Source organism: Actinomyces sp. ph3 (assembly GCF_000308055.1).
In the GTDB taxonomy this organism is placed as follows: Bacteria; Actinomycetota; Actinomycetes; order Actinomycetales; family Actinomycetaceae; genus Pauljensenia.
On sequence record NZ_CAGY01000007.1, the window covers coordinates 110,958 to 128,669 of the forward strand.

The following is a 17,712-nucleotide window of genomic DNA, read 5'->3' on the forward strand; positions in this document are numbered from 1 at the left end:
GCCTCGCTTGCTTTCCCGAGGCCACGAGGCCTGCCCGAGCGCAGGCCTCAGTGTGAGGTCAGCACCCCGTCAGCGCCGACAACCGCCTTCACGTGGCTAAAGAATGGACCCGATTGGGTGACGCGCAGGGACGAATCCAATTCGACAATTGTCACCCGTCCAGGTTCACGCAGGTGCAGACGTACGGGTGAGGAGCCCGGGAAGGTTTCCAGCACTTCCTTCAATTCACGCAAAAGCTCAGGAGTGCAGCGCGAGGCAGCTAGTTCCAAGTCAAGGGGAACATTTCCGTCTTCGCGCAGCTCGAGGATGTTCATCGACTGGCCATAGATTGACACTTGTTCATCGCGAGTGTTGACACGACCCTCAATCTGAACGACAAGGTCAGGAGCTAGGAAGGTTTGCACTGTCTCATAGGCGCGCGGGAAGAAGAGCACTTCGACCGAACCGCTCAGGTCTTCGATCGTCGCAATTGCCCACGGGTTACCCTGTTTGGTGACCTTGGTCTGAACCGATGAAACCAAGCCCGCAATTTTGACAGTGCGGTCGACCATGCTCTCATCGCCGCCGACAATCTGCGCGATTTCAACGTCTTGATGGCGGTCCAAGGCACCTTCAAGTCCACGCAGAGGGTGGTCCGAAACGTAGAGGCCCAGCATCTCGCGTTCTTCAGCGAGCTTTTGACGACGGTCAAACTCAGGAAGATCCGGGATTTCAATTGCAAGAGAAGAACCCGAGTCCTCCCCCATGCCCATTCCACCAAAGAGGTCAAACTGCCCGATCGCCTCGTTACGCTTGACGTCGATCACCGCATCCACAGCCTCGTCACAGCGCGACAGAAGAGCGCGCCGCGTGTAACCCAGCGAATCAAAAGCGCCTGCACGCACAAGCGACTGAATCGTTCGCTTATTGCAAACTACCTGTGGAACCTTGTCCAAGAAGTCTTGGAAGGTGGTGAACTTGCCTTTCTCCTGACGCGTCTCGACGATCGCGTCGACAACGTTCGCACCAACATTCTGAATAGCGTTCAAACCAAAGCGAATGTCCTTGCCATCAGGGGCAAAGGTGCCCATCGAGGCATTGACATCCGGAGGAAGGACGGTAATTCCCATGTGGCGGCACTCCGCCAGATAGAGCGCACGCCTGTCCTTATTGTCCTTCGTCGAGGTCAAAAGAGCGGCCATGTACTCGGTGGGATAGTTTGCTTTAAGGTAGGCAGTCCAATACGACACCAAACCGTAGGCTGCAGAGTGAGCCTTATTGAATGCGTAGGCCGAGAAGGGAACAACCACATCCCACAGAGCCTTGATGGATTCTTCGGAATAGCCGTTATCAAGCATGCCCTGCCGGAAGCCCTTGAACTGTTGATCCAGAACTTCCTTCTTCTTCTTACCCATGGCCTTACGCAAGATATCTGCTTGGCCAAGAGAGTAGCCCGCAAGTTTCTGGGCAATCTGCATAACCTGCTCTTGATAGACAATCAGACCGTAGGTCGTGCCCAGAATGTCCTTCAAAGGCTCTGCGAGTTCGGGGTGGATCGGAGTGATCTCCTGGCGCCCATTCTTACGCAGAGCATAGTTTGTGTGCGAATTTGCACCCATAGGACCGGGGCGATAGAGCGCACCCACAGCGGAGATATCTTCGAAGTTATCCGGTTTCATCAGCTTGAGAAGGTCACGCATACCGCCACCATCAAGCTGGAAAACGCCCAAGGTATCGCCGCGGCCCAGCAACTCATATGTTGCCGGATCATCTAGCGGCACATGGTCTAGATCGGGATCTTGCTTGCCATTGAGTTTGATGTTTTCAAGAGCATCAGAAATAACCGTCAGGTTACGCAGTCCCAAGAAGTCCATCTTCAGGAGTCCCAGACCTTCACAGGTCGGGTAGTCGAATTGGGTGATGATCGCCCCGTCTTGAGGGCGTTTCATGATGGGGATAATGTCCGTCAGCGTATGCGATGACATGATGACCGCACATGCGTGGACACCCCATTGGCGGGTCAGGCCTTCAAGCCCCAGTGCGTACTGAACAACCTCGTGGACATCGGGGTTCTCTTCATAGTACTTACGGAACTCTGCAGCTTCGGCGTAGCGTTTATCCTTCTCGTCGAAGATACCCGCAACCGAGATATCCTTGCCCATAACCGATGGAGGTAGCGCTTTCGTCAGCTGCTCCCCCACTTTGAAGTCGCGCCCCAAAATACGCGCGGAGTCCTTCAAAGCCTGTTTCGTCTTGATTCGACCGTAGGTAACGACTTGAGAAATACGGTCTTCGCCGTACTTTTGCTTGACGTACTCGATGACTTCATCGCGACGACGTTCGTCAAAGTCAACGTCGAAGTCGGGCATCGAAATACGTTCGGGGTTCAAGAAGCGTTCGAAGATGAGCCCGTGGTTGAGGGGGTTAAGCTCCGTAATCTTCATCGCGTAGGCGACCATGGATCCTGCACCGGAACCACGGCCCGGCCCCACGCGGATTCCTTGGCTCTTCGCCCAGTTGATGTAGTCCGCAACCGTCAGGAAGTAACCGGGGAAACCCATCTTGATGATGACGTCTTCCTCGTATTCAGCTTGCTTACGCACAGCATCCGGAATTCCCTTTGGGAATCGCTCCTGAAGTCCCTTTTCAACTTCCTTGATGAACCATGAGGTCTTGTCTTCTCCTTCGGGCACCGGGAAGTCAGGCATATACGAGGCGCCTTCCGCGGTGGTACGGAAGTGGACCTCGCATCTTTCGGCAATCTCAAGCGTCGAGTCACACGCCTGGGGAAGTTCTTTCCATATCGAGCGCATTTCTTCGGAGGGACGAATGTAGTAGCCATCGCCGTCGAATTTGAAGCGATCAGGGTCAGAAATCCGCGACCCCGAGTTAATACACAAGAGCGCGTCTTGGATCCCGCGGTCTTCTTTCTTCACATAGTGCGCATCGTTGGTCGCTACCAGCGGAGCATCCATGAGTTTGGCTAGTTCAAGAAGCTGCTTTTGGGTACGGCGTTCAAACTCAATCCCGTGATCCATCACTTCGACGTAGAAATTCTCAGGTCCAAAAATGTCGCGCAGCTCTGCGGCCTCAGCCACGGCCTCGTCCCATTGGCCCAAACGCATGCGTGTCTGAACTGCACCTGAAGGGCAACCGGTGAAAACGATCAGTCCCTTGTGGAAGCGTTCAAGCAGTTCCTTATCGGCGCGAGGCCACTTACCGAATTGCCCGTCGACCGAGGCGTAACTTCCCAAGCGGAAAAGGTTGTGCATTCCCTCTGTTGAGTATGCAAGCAAAGTCAGGTGGTTATAGGAACCCGAGGCTGATACGTCGTCGCTGCGTTGCCACGGCTCACCCCACGTCACCTTTTGACGATCGAAACGTGAAGTACCCGGAGTGACATAGGCTTCCAAGCCAATGATGGGCTTGATACCAGCCTTTTTCGCAGCGTCGTAAAACTCGTAAGCGCCGAAGAGATAGCCGTGGTCGGTCAGGCCAATTGCGGGCTGTCCCAGCCTTGCAGCTTCTGCAACCATCGGCTTGATTCGTGCTGCTCCATCGAGCATCGAGTATTCCGAATGATTGTGCAGATGCACGAAAGAGTCCGCTGGTGCCATGGTGTCAGTCTAGTGTTTCTTGAGCCAGCACACTGGGCGAAGCGTGAAGGAAAATGCTTAGGCGTGACGCAAAATCTCCAAAGCGTGATTGAGGTCATCCGGATAAGGGGCCCGTACCGTCACGGGAAGTTGAGTTCGCGGATGCGTAAATCCCAGCTCAACCGCGTGCAGCCACTGACGGTCCAAGCCCAATTGTTCTGCTTTCGTGGGGTCGGCCCCATAGAAGACATCACCGACACAGGGATGGCCGATAGCAGCCATATGCACACGAATCTGGTGAGTACGTCCCGTTTCCAGATGCACATCCAAGAGCGCGGCACCCGGCATGAGCTCGAGGGTGTCGTAGTGCGTCACCGCTCGCTTTCCCCCGTCAATCACCGCCATGCGCCATTCCCTCGAGGGGTGGCGTCCAATCGGTGCGTCAATCGTTCCCGAGGCCGGGTCTGGGTGTCCTGCAACCACCGCGTGGTAGATCTTGCGTACAGTCCGTTCCTTGAAGGCGCGCTTCATCACCGAGTACGCGAGTTCAGACTTGGCCACCATCATTGCGCCCGAGGTTCCTACATCCAGTCGATGAACAATTCCTTGACGTTCAACTGGTCCATGAGTAGTGATTCGATATCCCGCTGCCGCGAGGTTGCCAACAACGGTAGGTCCTGTCCATCCTGGACCCGAGTGCGCTGCAACACCAACCGGCTTGTTGACAACGACAATATCGTCATCGTCGTAGAGAATATCCATCCCCACTACTGGAGTTACAGGAGTTTCCGGTTCAGGGATCGTAATTTCTAAGAGATCGTTCTCTCCAAGCCTGTCCGATTTAGAGGCTGGAGTACCGTTAATTGTCACATTCTGGTCAAGGATGAGCTCACTACATCGTGAACGCGACAGACCGAGAATGCGCGAAAGCGCTGCGTCGACGCGCTCTCCAATCAAGGCATCGGGCACGGGCATCAAACGAGTATCGGACATATTCAGCGCACCGAGTGTTTGTTACCGGTAAAGCTTGCAATCAGCAGGATCACGACCGCGCAGACAATCCAAATATCGGCAACGTTACCAATGAACCAGTTACCGTATCCGATGAAGTCGACAACGTGGCCACTTCCCCATCGAGGTTCCTGAATAAAACGATCAATCAAGTTACCAGCCGCACCGCCAAGGAGCAGAGCACATCCGAACGCAAGCAGGCGCGAGTCAACGCGCGGAAGATACATGACAATCGCAGTAACAACAACGCAGGCGATACAGGTGAAGATGATTGTCGTATGTGAGCCCAAGGAAAAGGCTGCACCGGGATTCGCAGTGAGCTCCAGTCGAAGGAAGGACCCAAGGAGCGGGCGTTGCTGTCCATCACTCAGATTCTTCAGTGCCCAAAACTTTGAAGCCTGATCCGTTACCAATGCGATTAAGGCAATGATGTACGCCCAGACGAGCATGCTGCGATTATTTTTCTTCACATAAAGAATTATGACGGTGGCGCCGCAAAGGCGCCACCGTCATAGAGATCTTGATCCGAAATCAGTTCTGAGTTCCGGCGTTCACTTCCTGGAGCAAACCTTCCAGGTGCTCGCGCAGGTTTGCACGGTACTCGGACTCGAAGGAACGCAGTTCGTTGATCTTGCCCTCGAGCAGTGCACGCTCCTGATCCAGCTGAGAAAGAATGTTCTGGTGCTGGTTCTGTGCGTCAGCAATAATTTCGTCGCGCTTCGCGTTTGCGTCGGAGATGATGCGATCGGCTTCTTCGCGGCCATCGCGAACGTACTCGTCGTGGACGCGCTGCGCCAGTGCAAGCATCGAGGTTGCAGATTCTGCGCTCTCGGGAGCAACAGCAACTGCGGGGGCTGCAACGGCGGTCTCGGTGACGGAAGGCTCGGGGGCAACGGGCTCTTCAACGACGGGAGCAGCGGCCTCTTCTGCAGGCTTGTAGCTGGGGGCTTCGCCACCGGACAGCTCAGCGACACGACGCTCAGCAGCCTCAAGCTGTTCGCGCAGGTTCTGGTTCTCAGCCTGGAGAGTATAGATCGTGGAAACGACCTCATCGAGGAAGTCGTCAACCTCGACCTGGTCATATCCTTCACGGAACTTCACAATGTTGAAGGTTTTTTCCAACACATCTTCGGTTGTGAGCAGAGCCATTTGTTTACCTCTCGGTACTTGTTGTGTGACGCTCGCATGCTTGCGTCACCGGATCACCGATGAGGATGACCCGAACTACACACTGGAATAATAGCGGAACTAGCGTCACAATAACACCAATTTCCCCATATTTCACTTATTACTCAGGTGACATGCAACCGCGATAGAACCGAGGTTACTGCCAAACGCCAGAGCTAAAAGCCCAAGCTGCGAACGAAAACCCCGAGGTTTTCAACAATGATCGTCGCCAAAAACAGGATCATAAATCCCAGATCGATGGCAACGTTCCCTCCAAGACGCAGCGGTGGAATTATCCTGCGCAGGAAAGAAAGAGGGGGATCAGTCAACGCATAGACCAGATTCGCGATGGGCAGAATGATCCCTGACGGCCTCCACAGTGGAGAGAAGAAGCGAATCCAATCAAAAATCATGCGCGCGATCAACACGAGCATGTACAGACCCGCAAGAAGAGCAATCGCTCCTCCCAACCACTGGGAGATCATGATCAGCGTCCGAAGAGCGAAGTCGCCGAACGGTTCGACCCGGTCACGTCGCCGGTTACCTCAACGCTGTGAGGAGAAAGGAGGAAAACACGATCGGTAACGCGTTCGAATACGCCCTGAAGGCCATAGGTCAAGCCAACAGCGAAGTCGATGAAACGCTGCGCGTCCTTATCTGAGACCTCAGAAAGATTCATGATGACGGGAACACCATCACGGTAGGGCTCGGCGATTGCCGGCGCATCGTTGTAGTTCAATGGACGCACAGTGACGATACGCGAAAGATCCGCCTGCTGAACGCTGCGGCGCTCTTCGCGGTGAATCGGCGTGACATTCGATGCGGGAGTAATGTGAGCCACTTCTGTCTCCTCAACTTCTTCGGGAAGGAAGTCCAAGGTGCTCTCATCGACCTCTTCCGGGGTGTACCAACCCATGAATTGGCGTGCTTTTGCTCCGAAGCCTGACATCATGCTCTCCTCTATGTAACGGGACCTGAGCACAAGGTAATGCGCCGGAGCGATTCACACGCTTAAGCCTGTCGGCATGTCGCAATTACCGATGCGAAACGCCCACAACCTGGGTCTCGACGATAGGAATGATATAAGGGATTTTCCAGTGTGCATTCATTGATCCACGAGGCCTCAATCCCTCGCTCCGCGGCCCATGCCAATGCCGCACCGGGAAGATCTAGAGCATCACTCCCCCATGATGTGCGCGAGGCTATCGCGGGGGCAATAAGAGCACTCTGTTCTTTCATTGAAGCCGGGACTTCATAGCATTGGCCGCAGATAGACGGTCCAATGAGCATCTGAATATCAGCGGTGTCCACACCAAAAGAAGCAAAGACCTCACATGTTCGGTCAAGAATCCCTCCGAGGAATCCCACGCGTCCGGCGTGAACTGCGCCGATGACTCCATTTCCGCTACTCAGCAAGATCGGCATACAGTCTGCCGTCATCACAGCCAAGGCTGGGGGTTGTTCCCACTGACGCGAATCGATCACGACACCATCGCAGTCAAGGGGGCCTATTTCCCCTTGATACTCCTGTGTTGAAAGAAAGGCATTCGCAGGAGTGAGCGCCTCAACCTTCACCGAATGCGTCTGATTCATCCAAACAATGGGATGATCAATCAGCGCGGAAAGCTCACGGCGGCGCTCATGAACATGCTCCGCGTCATCGCCGACATGCGTCCCAAAGTTGTCCCGATATGGGTCGGCGCCCGCGCCGACTTCAGTGAAGTAAACGCGGGCACCGTGCAGGTCAGTGTGCTTCATCAGCGCAAGAAATCAGGAATATCCAAGACATCCGAAGGCTGCTCCTCTTCGAAGACACGAGGCACTTCGAGGGAAGGAACTTCCTTCGACGACTCTTCTTCGCTCTGGCGGGCAATCGGAATCTGGTTGGTGCGCGTTGGCAATTCGGGATCTGCGCGGTGAGCTGCGGTGTGAGCCGAGGCCACCTCCCCGATGCGACGCTGAGGAGCTGCAGGAGCTTCGGTCTTTTCCTGACGAGTATGGACCGGTCGAGGAGCCACGACGGGCTCATTTGCCGGAGAAGATTGGGATGCGACCTCGTCAAAGCCCGCCGCGATGACGGTCACGCGAATTTCATCACCGAGGGAGTCATCGATAACAGAACCGAAGATGATGTTGGCCTCGGGGTGCGCGGCCTCGCGAACCAGGAGCGAGGACTGGTAGATCTCCTGCAAGCCAAGGTCGGAACCGCCCTGGAAGAACATGAGGACGCCGTGTGCGCCATCGATCGAGGCTTCAAGGAGCGGCGAGGAGATAGCGGACTCGACTGCACGAAGAGCACGATCTTCGCCGGTTGCCGAGCCAATACCCATAAGGGCGGAACCGGCATCCTTCATTACGGACTTCACATCGTTGAAGTCCACGTTGATCAGACCGGGGGTGGTGATCAGTTCGGTGATACCTTGAACGCCGGAAAGCAGAACCTGATCGGCGGCACGGAAAGCTTCGAGTACTGAGATATTGGCATCTGAGATCTGAAGCAGACGATCGTTCGGAATGACGATCAGGGTGTCGACCTCTTCACGGAGCTTCTCAACACCGGCATCAGCCTGGGATGCGCGGCGGTTTCCTTCAAAGGAGAAGGGGCGGGTGACAACACCGACGGTCAGGGCGCCTGCGGTGCGCGCAATCTTCGCGACAACGGGGGCAGCACCGGTTCCGGTTCCGCCACCTTCACCTGCGGTCACGAAGACCATATCCGCGCCTTCAAGGGCCTCGGTAATTTCGTCAATGTGGTCTTCAGCTGCCTGTCGCCCCACTGCGGGGTCTGCACCGGCGCCGAGGCCATGGGTAAGGTCACGACCGATGTCCAGCTTCGTCTCTGCATCGGACATCAGCAAAGCTTGTGCGTCAGTGTTCACAGCAATGAACTCAACGCCTTTCAAGCCAACTTCAATCATTCGATTGACGGCGTTAACACCGCCGCCACCAACTCCGACGACTTTGATAACCGCCAGATGATTCTGCGGTGCGACCATAACCTTGCCCTCTTTCTGCGCACCAACCTTAAACCTCAAGTAGAAGGTTGATGTTTGACCTGCGTGTAGACGGGAAGAAGGTAGGGGTAAGACCCCAATTCTTCAAGACAATTCGTGGGCGTGTCGCTTCTCCAATTTAAGAAGTGACAGGATGCACGGGCGAGGACACGTCATAGTTCCGTGCCTGACGCTGTGAAATCAAAACAGCCGCAACTTTTGCCTTGAGCTCGTTGTCCTTCGCTACTCCCCAATTGAGCGTTCGAGAATTCGTCAAGGTCATGGAAATGGTTTGGCCATCGTGAGTGATCATCGTGATATTCGAGCGCAGATCATCCCCCATCGCTGTCCAAATCGCCGCGACATCAGCTGCAGCTTGTGCACGCTGATCGCCATCAGGAAGCGTCGTTGGGGCCATTCCCTCGGGAGCCGTCGAGGCAGAAGAAACCGTTACGCCTTGGTCGTCGACCAAAGCCCAAGAAGAACCGTCTTTCACTGCCAGAATCGCTTGCCGCGGACGGACCTGAACGCTTAATCCGCGCGGCCAGGAACGCTGGACATTTACCTCACGAACCAGACGCACCTTCGCTATTTGCTCGTCGATCGCAGAAGTCTTCAGGCGTGGAAGTGGAACCGAGGCAAAAGGCTCGATCGCGGCACGCACCTCGTTTTGAGTAGTCGTATCATCACCGAGCCCCTCGATCGACACCCTCGACATATCGAGAGCAAAAAGAGGCGAGAAAAAGACTCCCCACACCAAAGCACACACCACAATGACTCCGCCACAGGCGGAGGCGACTCGAGTAAGGAGTAGGCGTCGATGCGCATGCGTGCGTTCACGACGCCTCTCATTCAAATCAGCCGTTGCACTTTCATCGCTTGACCCCAAAATCGCAGCCGCATCCGATTGCCCCAGTGGGCGGTTGAGTAGTTCTCCACTACTGGGTGACTGTGCGCTTGCCTCACGCCTCGCCCGACGCAATTCGCGATTTCGCTTCCTACGCGCAGCGCGTTCTGCCTCTTTCTTCTCCTCGGCCGACGAGGCCTGAGCCAAAGAGGGCGCAGGGTGATCCGAAACCGAGGCCTCGGGAAAAGAAGTGACGGTAGCGGAAGAGGCACCTTCCCCGGATGCTTCCTCGGGCGCGGCAAAGCCCTGCGAGGACTCAGAAGAAACCTCTGGCGTAGAAGAGGCCTCGGGCGCGGAAGAAAATCGGGAACGACGGGGGCGCGGGGGCTGCTTCACTGGCCGCTCCCCTGCTCCCCATGCTCCCATTCATCCAAAACATCGCTACCGGTCTGAGTAATTGAGCCAGCACCCATAGTGACTAAGATTCCGTCCTCGCCGAGCTCGCGGGCAGCCATACGTGCGGCCTCATGCATATCCGGAACGTAGTGTGCTCGAGACAGATGTGAAGTAATGAGCTGAGAAGTCACGCCGGGCATGGGATCCTCACGCGCGCCGTAAATATCGCAGACGTAGACGTGATCCGCATGTGAAAGTGCCTGGGCAAAGCGCTCGGCGAAAGCCTGAGTACGCGAATACAGGTGCGGTTGGAAAACCACGCTTACTTCCCCATCACCGGCTGCAGTACGAGCCTGCTGCAATGCCGCAGCGACCTCGGTGGGATGGTGTGCATAGTCATCAAACAGACGACGAGTTCCAACCTGTCCCTTGAACTCGAAGCGCCGAGAAGTTCCAGCAAATGCGGCCAGAGAGTGAGCCATGGTCTGCGCGTCGGTTCCCAAGCGAACTCCTGCAATCCACGCCGCACAGGCATTGAGAAGATTGTGAATTCCGGGAACTGCCAAATGAATTTCGGCCTTCACATCACCCCAGGCCAGCAGCGCCGAAGCGGTATGGCCATCAGTAAGAGCCTCTTCGATGATGACATCTGTGCTTCCGCCCAAGTCTGAGCTCTCATGACCGGAGCGCGCGTAGGTCACGGTATCGATGCCCTGAGTTCGGGCATATCGGGCCAAACGGGCACTTCCACCGTCTTCACCGCAGCACACCAAGGTTCCACCCGGGCGCAGGCAGCCAACAAAATCAACGAAGACCTGCTCAAAAGCTTCGCGCGAACCATAGCGATCCAAGTGATCAGGTTCGACGTTGGTGACAATCTCGATCCACGGAGTGTAGTTGAGGAAGGAGCCATCGGATTCATCGGCTTCGGCAACGAAAACATCTCCGCTGCCCAAGTAGGCACCCGAACCCAGCTGAGGAATCACTGCACCGACTGCGATCGAGGGATCTTCACCGGCATCACGAAGGGCCATCGAGAGCATTGCTGAAGTCGTCGTCTTCCCGTGTGCTCCCGCAACTGCCACAAAACGCATACCGCTTGCAGCCAAAGCCAGAGCCTGGGAACGGTGAATAACGCTTTGCCCACGTCGACGGGCCTCGGCCAGCTCCGGGTTACTCTCACGCACTGCGGTGGACACAACAACTACCGCATCAGCAGGAACATGGGCAGCATCATGACCAACAAAAACCTCAATTCCTGCATCACGGAGGTGATCAAGAATAGGAGATTCCTTCTGGTCAGAGCCCGAAACCTCAAGACCGCGATCCTTGAGAAGCTCAGCAACCACTGACATTCCAGCGCCGCCGATACCGATGAGATGGAAGCGATGGGAAGTACTCACTTCTGGTCCTTCTTCTGAAGAGTCGATTCAATAAGGTCAGCAAGTTGTTGAGCACCATCGGGGTGCGCAAGCGCGCGAGAGGCGATGGCCATTTCAGAAAGTTTTTCGCTTCCCAGCAAGGGGAAGATCGTGCCTCGAACGTAGTCGGAAGTCAGGTCGTGGTCCGCAACAAGAAGTGCCCCACCCTGCGCAACGTGATCCGCAGCGTTCAGCTTCTGCTCGCCATTGCCAATGGGCAGTGGAACATACACGCAGGGCAGTCCGAGTGCGGTCATTTCGGCAACCGTACCCGCACCCGAGCGACACACAACCAAATCAGCAACGGCAAGCGCATCTTCCATTGTGGAGAGGTAGTCAATGATGTGCCAACGATCAGCAACACCAGCTGCCTTCACCGCATCGCGAACCTCTTGGTCCTTCCCCTTGCCGGTGAGGTGGACAACCTGCACCCCTTCGGGCAGCTCAGCGGCGACTTTCACCATCGCACGGTTCACATTGAGAGCCCCCAAAGAGCCGCCGGTGATGAGCAGGGTCTGCATATTGGGGTCGACCCCCAACTTCGAGGCCGCAGAGCGTCGCGCAGATTCACGTCCTTCTTCGGTGGTACGAGCAGCGGCAAGGGCCTGGATGGCGGGACGCAGAGGAAGACCAGTCACCACAGTTACTCCGTGCTTTGCCTTCAAAGGAGTCGAGGGGAAAGTCAATCCCAAGGCTGATGCCCAGCGTGCACCGACTCGGTTAGCGAGTCCAGGACGGGCGTTCTGCTCATGGATGATGATCGGAAAATCCATCTTTCGCGCGGCAAGGTATGCGGGAGTAGAAACATATCCGCCAAAACCAACGAGCGCATCTGCTCCGCTCAGGGCTGAGCGACACTGTGCGATCGCACGCTTCATACGCCCCGGAAGAGAGAAGAACTGCAGAGAAGGTTTACGTGGCAGCGGAACGCGCTCAATAGTCACCAACTCGACACCCGCAGCGGGAACCAGCGTTGTTTCCAGCCCTTGAGAGGTACCAAGAGCAACGACGTCATACCCGCGTGAACGAAGTTCCAATGCGGTCGACAGCAAGGGGTTCACGTGCCCGGCGGTGCCACCACCTGCAAGAACAATTTTCTTTGTCATCGTGTTCCTTCCGTAGATCCAGCGCTAGCCTTTCCTGCGCGGCGGCGTCGACGCGAAAGCCGCGGGTCGCGCGAGGATCCCGCCGAAAATTTCAGTCCCATAGTCATACCTGCATTCTCACGCGCGCAAGCAGCAACCAATGCAATGGCCGAAATCGTGAAGAGGTAGGACGAACCGCCATAAGACACCAACGGCAGAGGCACACCAATAACCGGACCAAGCCCAGTCACAGACGCAATATTAATAATTGCCTGAATGCCGATCCATGCAGCGACGCCACCGCTCACAATTGTTGCGAAGAAGGAGTTCGTCGAATGGATGAGGCGAACCATCCCCCAAATCATCAAACAGATACACGCAACGATGGTCAGCGTCCCTAAGAGGCCGAATTCTTCACCAATAATTGCCAAGATGAAGTCGGTGTGCGCGGCCTGGAGATAGTTCCATTTTTCTCGCGACGCGCCGGGACCAAGACCCGTTAGCCCGCCAGAGCCAAGTGCCCACAGCGCGTGGTCAATCTGTTCGGGGGCCGAAAGGTTACGCGCGGGACGATTCCATGGAAGAACTGCAAGAATTCGCTTCATTCGCGTGGGATTTTGGAAAACTAAGAAGACAGCAATAGGAATCGCAGAAAGAAAAATAACTGCAAACCACTTGCGCGGAAGACGCGCAACCCAGATTGCGCCAAATGCTCCTGCAGCCATGACCATCGCGGTGCCCATGTCCTTACCGAGCATAACGTCAACAAGAGCGCCAAGAATGGGAAGCCCTACCGTGACTGCCATCTGTCGCCAGTCATTTCTGCGAGCGCCTTCCCGCGACAGTGAGCGTCCCAAGGCAACGATCAACGCCAGTTTGAGAAACTCCGAGGGCTGGAATGTTCCAAGTCCGGGAAGCGAAACCCAGTTAGTGTTTCCACCCTGTGATGCCGCCAGTGGCGTCATGACTAGTGCCTGAAAAAACAGCGCCGCAAGATAAATAGCCGGTGCGAGGCGGTACCACACTGCCGAGGGAATTCTTTGGATAAAAATCGCCGCAAGCAGGAAAGAGACGCCAATAATGAGCAGCTGACGCAAGAATGCCGCGTAGGGACTGCCACCACTGGCGATAGTTGTAACGGCAGAGGCTGAAAACCCCATCACCAAACCGAAAACGGTCAAAATGAGTGCGGGGATAACGATCAGATAGTAGGTGGCGACAGGCGAATACACCCGATCTCCACGTTCTTTCGACGCAAATTCGAAACGCGGGATATGCAGGCGCTCCAGTAGGGAGCTCATTGCGCCGCCCAATTCGCTTCAAGACGTTTAACCGCATCGCGGAAAACATCCCCACGTTGCGCATAGGAACGGAACTGATCCCAGGATGCACACGCGGGTGCGAGCACAACAGTATCGCCCGGGCGGGACAGAGCCACGGCCTCGTTAACGACAGAGAACATCCAGTCCTCATGCCCGTCGACCTCAACGAATGGAACTTGAGGCGCGCGCTGGCGCAACGCGTTCACAATCGCACTGCGATCCTTGCCAATGACAACCACACCTCGTAAAAGCGGAGCAACGCGAGCAACCAAGTCGCCAAACTCTTGGCCCTTCGTATCTCCTCCTGCGATCCAAACCGCAGTGCCGGGAGTAATTCCAGACAGCGAAGCCACGGCCGCATGGGCATTTGTCGCCTTAGAGTCATCAATCCAGGTGACATCGGCTGCATGTGAAATCACTGCACGTCGGTGATGAGCGGGGGTAAAGCTTCGAAGACCTTCCGCAACTGCTTCTGGTGGAACGCCAAAGGCGCGCGCAAGACCGGCTGCAGCGGTTGCATCCATACGCGCAGCATCCGTAACACCGTCATGGTAGGCAACGCGAAGGTCATCGACTTCAGCTAAGAATTGGGCCTGCATATGACGTTTCTCGACAAAGGCACGCTCAACGAGCGCGTCCTCAACCCAACCAACCTGAGAGATTGAGGGGATCCCCAGGGTCAATCCAATTGCCCGGGCTCCATCAACGACATCGGCCTCGGCGACCATGTTCTCCACGGTGATATCGGATGCGGGATAGAAACACGCTTTTTGAGTCAGGTGATAAACCTTCGCCTTATCTGCTGCATAGGCCTGTGCACTGCCGTGCCAATCAAGGTGATCGGCGTCGACATTCAAACACACAGAAGCCAGCGGAGAAACAGTCGAAACGGTATGCAGCTGGAAGGATGAGAGCTCGACAGCGAAGACCGTTGCATCGGTATCAACGGCTTCGCAAATGGGAAGGCCAATATTGCCTACTTCGACGGCGTTCTCACCTGCTGCTCGCAGCATCGCTCCCAGCATTCCAACCGTCGTCGTCTTGCCGTTGGTTCCAGTAACGCATAGCCAAGGACGGCCAGCGTGCTCGGAATCTTCTTGAAGACGCCAAGCCAGTTCGACCTCGCCGATCAGTTCAATACCAGCAGTTTCAGCCGCAGAAAAAATGGGATGATGAGCGGGGATTCCCGGAGAGACAACAATGCAATCCGACTTCCAATCGATGACCGCCTGAGCGAGCGCATCAGAATCAGCTTCGCTGACAAACTCAACATTCGCGTCGTTTTCAGACTGGCCATCCTCGCGGGCTCTCCCGTCGAAGGCACATAGCTGCGCACCGCGTTTTACAAGTGCGTGTGCTGATGCCTTCCCAGACACTCCCCAACCGAGGATTGCAAAGCGGCCCTGCCAATTCACAGTTGCGACACCCATTCCGCGTAGAAGAGACCGGCTCCCATCACTGCGAAAAGCGCTGCGATGAGCCAGAAGCGAATGACGATGGTGATTTCTTTCCAGCCCTTGAGCTCAAAGTGGTGGTGCAAAGGAGCCATTCTGAAAACACGCTTGTGCGTAAGTTTGAAGACGCCGATCTGGATGACATCCGAAAGAGTCGTAATGACGTAGAGCCCGCCAATCAAGATTGCAAGGAACTCAGTGTCGGTCAGGATTGAAACACCGGCAACTGCCGCACCAATGGCCTGAGAGCCAGTGTCGCCCATGAAGATCTGAGCGGGCGAAGCATTCCACCACAGGAAACCTGCTAGGGCACCAACCAAAGAGGAGCAGAAAATTGCGATGGAAAGAGGATCTCGGGTCTCGTAGCAGGCGGCAACATTGACCGTGTCGCCCCAGCAGGACTGAAGCAGCTGGAAGTACGAAATGAAGGTGTAGGCGACGAAAACAAAAATACCTGCGCCGGCGGCCAAGCCATCCAGGCCGTCGGTCAAGTTCACTGCGTTGGACCAGGCGGCAACGATGAAGTTCACCCACAAGACAATGAGGATGACAGCCGCAACAATCCCCCACTGGGTAAAGGTCAATCCGAGGGGGCGAGCAAGAGAAATATCAAAAATGCCCGGGGTGCGTCCGTGAACATTCGGAATCGTCAAGATACCCCACGTGAACAGCGAGGCAATAGCAACTTGGCCGACGATCTTTGCCCATGCGTGCAGACCAAGCGAACGCTGATGCATGATTTTTAGTGCGTCATCAAGCAGTCCAATAAAGCCGATTCCCACGAAAAGGAATACCAAAAGGATTCCCGACCACGAGGGAAGTCCGCCGTTAATCAGGGTTCCAATAAACCATGCAACGACAGTGGCAAAAATGATGACAACGCCGCCCATTGTCGGGGTACCACGCTTCGTCATATGCGAGGTCGGGCCATCTTGACGAATGAACTGTCCGTAATGGTTGTGCACCAAGTAGCGGATGAACAGCGGGGTGAGCGAAATTGAGAGGACTAGACCAACTGCAAAGGCAATAATGAGTCCAATCATAAAGTGCCCTCCTCCACTAGGTGATCGGCGACTTTCCAGGCACCAGAGCCGTTCGAGCCCTTGATGAACACAACAGAATTATCTTCCAGTATGCCGTCTAATGCACTAAGTACCTCGTCAACATTCCGCAGGTGACGGTGAGTGTGGTCCTCGCCTCGCTCAGAGAAGTAGTACTGCGAGTCCTCCCCCAGCGCAAGAACGCAATCAGCACCCGCTTGATCGAAGAAGCGTGCAACCTGTTCATGGGTACTTTGCGAGGCTTCACCAAGTTCAAGCATTCCGCCGGCGACAACGACCAGCTGCCGCCCCGCCGCCAAATCTCCAGCGGCTTTGCATCCCGCGCGGAAAGAATCAAGGTTCGCATTGTACGAATCATCGATGAGAGTCACTTTCTTACCCTTGAGGGTAAGTTCATGGATGCTCATTCGGTGTGGGCTGGCTGGCTGGCGTCCCTCAACAGCGGCGCAGGCCTGATCAAGATCAATTCCCAGCGTCCACGCACCGGTAATTGCAGCGAGCGCATTGGCGACATGGTGAATACCGACAAGTCCCAGGTGCACGGGGAACACTCGTCCATCGAGGTGGAGTTCGAAGGAGGCCTTGCCCTGTTCATCCAAGGAAATCGCGTGGGCGCTACTATCGGCCTGGCTATTTCCCGAGGCCGAGAAGGTGACCACTCGCCCGGGTGCGTGAGCGGCCATCTCCATGACGTGCGGATCATCGAAATTCAAGATCGAGATTCCCGATGGCACAAGGCCCTGAATCAGCTCGGCCTTGGCATCGCGTACACCTTCAACAGAGCCAAAGCCCCCGAGGTGTGCATGCCCGACCATCAGTTCAATTCCGGCGTCAGGTGGAGCAATCCGCGTCAGATATGCGATATGGCCAGGCCCAGAGGCCCCCATTTCCAAAACAAGGTGGCGCGTCAATTCATCAGCCCTCAGAACCGTCAAAGGAAGCCCGACCTCATTATTAAACGACAGCTGAGGAGCAACAGTCGGGGCATCGGCGCCCATAATCGCTGCAAGAAGGTCCTTGGTCGTTGTTTTGCCCACCGAACCGGTCATTGCGATCACGTCGAGTTTCTGGTGCGAACGCAAATCTGAAAGGTAGGCCCGGGCCAATTCACCCAGCGCGATGGTCGAATCCTCGACAATGATCTGCGTCAAAGGCGAATCACACAGGTGCTCAACAATCGCCGCCACCGCGCCATTACGCTCAGCTGCGTCCAGATAGTTGTGGCCATCGCTATTTTCCCCACGCCGAGCCACAAAAAGAGAGCCTTGACGAATTTCGCGTGAATCCGTTTCAACTGTCCCGGTGACCTCGACGTCGTTTCCGTGGAGCTGTGCGCCCAATGCCTGAGCGATCCAGCGACTGGACCTATGCATTCTTCTC

Annotated in this window: 15 protein-coding genes; all 15 read right to left on the reverse strand. The window is 55.7% G+C overall.

The window, feature by feature from the left end:
• Window positions 1–47 precede the first annotated feature (47 nt).
• The gene (dnaE, locus tag HGAS_RS07215; protein WP_026066712.1) at window positions 48–3,596 is read right to left on the reverse strand and encodes a DNA polymerase III subunit alpha; all 3,549 of its coding nucleotides are present in this window, start codon (window positions 3,594–3,596) and stop codon (window positions 48–50) included.
• A 57-nt stretch (window positions 3,597–3,653) separates the two neighbouring features.
• A complete protein-coding gene (locus HGAS_RS07220; RefSeq protein ID WP_019127143.1) occupies window positions 3,654–4,568 on the reverse strand; it encodes an RluA family pseudouridine synthase in 915 nt (304 codons plus the stop codon).
• Between the two features lie 2 nt (window positions 4,569–4,570).
• Complete coding sequence (gene lspA / locus HGAS_RS07225; RefSeq protein ID WP_019127144.1) at window positions 4,571–5,035, reverse strand: signal peptidase II; 465 nt, start codon at window positions 5,033–5,035, stop codon at window positions 4,571–4,573.
• 82 nt (window positions 5,036–5,117) lie between these two features.
• Window positions 5,118–5,735, reverse strand: a complete 618-nt coding sequence (locus HGAS_RS07230; RefSeq protein ID WP_009747975.1) for a DivIVA domain-containing protein — start codon at window positions 5,733–5,735, stop codon at window positions 5,118–5,120.
• 194 nt (window positions 5,736–5,929) lie between these two features.
• Entirely contained in the window at window positions 5,930–6,238 is a 309-nt protein-coding gene (locus HGAS_RS07235; RefSeq protein WP_009747974.1) for a YggT family protein, read from the reverse strand.
• A 2-nt stretch (window positions 6,239–6,240) separates the two neighbouring features.
• Window positions 6,241–6,705 carry a cell division protein SepF gene (locus HGAS_RS07240; RefSeq protein WP_009747973.1) on the reverse strand — a complete coding sequence of 155 codons (465 nt, stop codon included), beginning with the start codon at window positions 6,703–6,705 and terminating at the stop codon, window positions 6,241–6,243.
• A 59-nt stretch (window positions 6,706–6,764) separates the two neighbouring features.
• On the reverse strand, window positions 6,765–7,511 hold the full coding sequence (locus tag HGAS_RS07245; RefSeq protein ID WP_019127146.1) for a polyphenol oxidase family protein: 747 nt from the start codon (window positions 7,509–7,511) through the stop codon (window positions 6,765–6,767).
• Complete coding sequence (gene ftsZ, locus HGAS_RS07250; RefSeq protein WP_019127147.1) at window positions 7,511–8,749, reverse strand: cell division protein FtsZ; 1,239 nt, start codon at window positions 8,747–8,749, stop codon at window positions 7,511–7,513. Before ftsZ ends, HGAS_RS07245 begins: the two co-directional genes overlap by 1 nt.
• A gap of 136 nt (window positions 8,750–8,885) precedes the next feature.
• Window positions 8,886–9,989, reverse strand: coding sequence for a cell division protein FtsQ/DivIB (locus HGAS_RS07255; RefSeq protein ID WP_019127148.1), 1,104 nt, complete (start codon window positions 9,987–9,989; stop codon window positions 8,886–8,888).
• Complete coding sequence (murC, locus tag HGAS_RS07260) at window positions 9,986–11,344, reverse strand: UDP-N-acetylmuramate--L-alanine ligase (protein ID WP_051007871.1); 1,359 nt, start codon at window positions 11,342–11,344, stop codon at window positions 9,986–9,988. The genes HGAS_RS07255 and murC overlap by 4 nt, the downstream gene beginning before the upstream one ends.
• Before the next feature lie 44 nt (window positions 11,345–11,388).
• The gene (gene murG / locus HGAS_RS07265; protein WP_019127150.1) at window positions 11,389–12,516 is read right to left on the reverse strand and encodes an undecaprenyldiphospho-muramoylpentapeptide beta-N-acetylglucosaminyltransferase; all 1,128 of its coding nucleotides are present in this window, start codon (window positions 12,514–12,516) and stop codon (window positions 11,389–11,391) included.
• Window positions 12,513–13,796: an FtsW/RodA/SpoVE family cell cycle protein gene (locus HGAS_RS07270; RefSeq protein ID WP_019127151.1), complete on the reverse strand. Its 1,284-nt coding sequence runs from the start codon at window positions 13,794–13,796 to the stop codon at window positions 12,513–12,515. Before HGAS_RS07270 ends, murG begins: the two co-directional genes overlap by 4 nt.
• The gene (gene murD, locus HGAS_RS07275) at window positions 13,793–15,247 is read right to left on the reverse strand and encodes a UDP-N-acetylmuramoyl-L-alanine--D-glutamate ligase (protein ID WP_019127152.1); all 1,455 of its coding nucleotides are present in this window, start codon (window positions 15,245–15,247) and stop codon (window positions 13,793–13,795) included. Before murD ends, HGAS_RS07270 begins: the two co-directional genes overlap by 4 nt.
• On the reverse strand, window positions 15,229–16,314 hold the full coding sequence (mraY, locus tag HGAS_RS07280; protein WP_019127153.1) for a phospho-N-acetylmuramoyl-pentapeptide-transferase: 1,086 nt from the start codon (window positions 16,312–16,314) through the stop codon (window positions 15,229–15,231). The genes murD and mraY overlap by 19 nt, the downstream gene beginning before the upstream one ends.
• Window positions 16,311–17,705, reverse strand: a complete 1,395-nt coding sequence (locus HGAS_RS07285) for a UDP-N-acetylmuramoyl-tripeptide--D-alanyl-D-alanine ligase (protein ID WP_019127154.1) — start codon at window positions 17,703–17,705, stop codon at window positions 16,311–16,313. Before HGAS_RS07285 ends, mraY begins: the two co-directional genes overlap by 4 nt.
• Window positions 17,706–17,712: the final 7 nt, after the last annotated feature.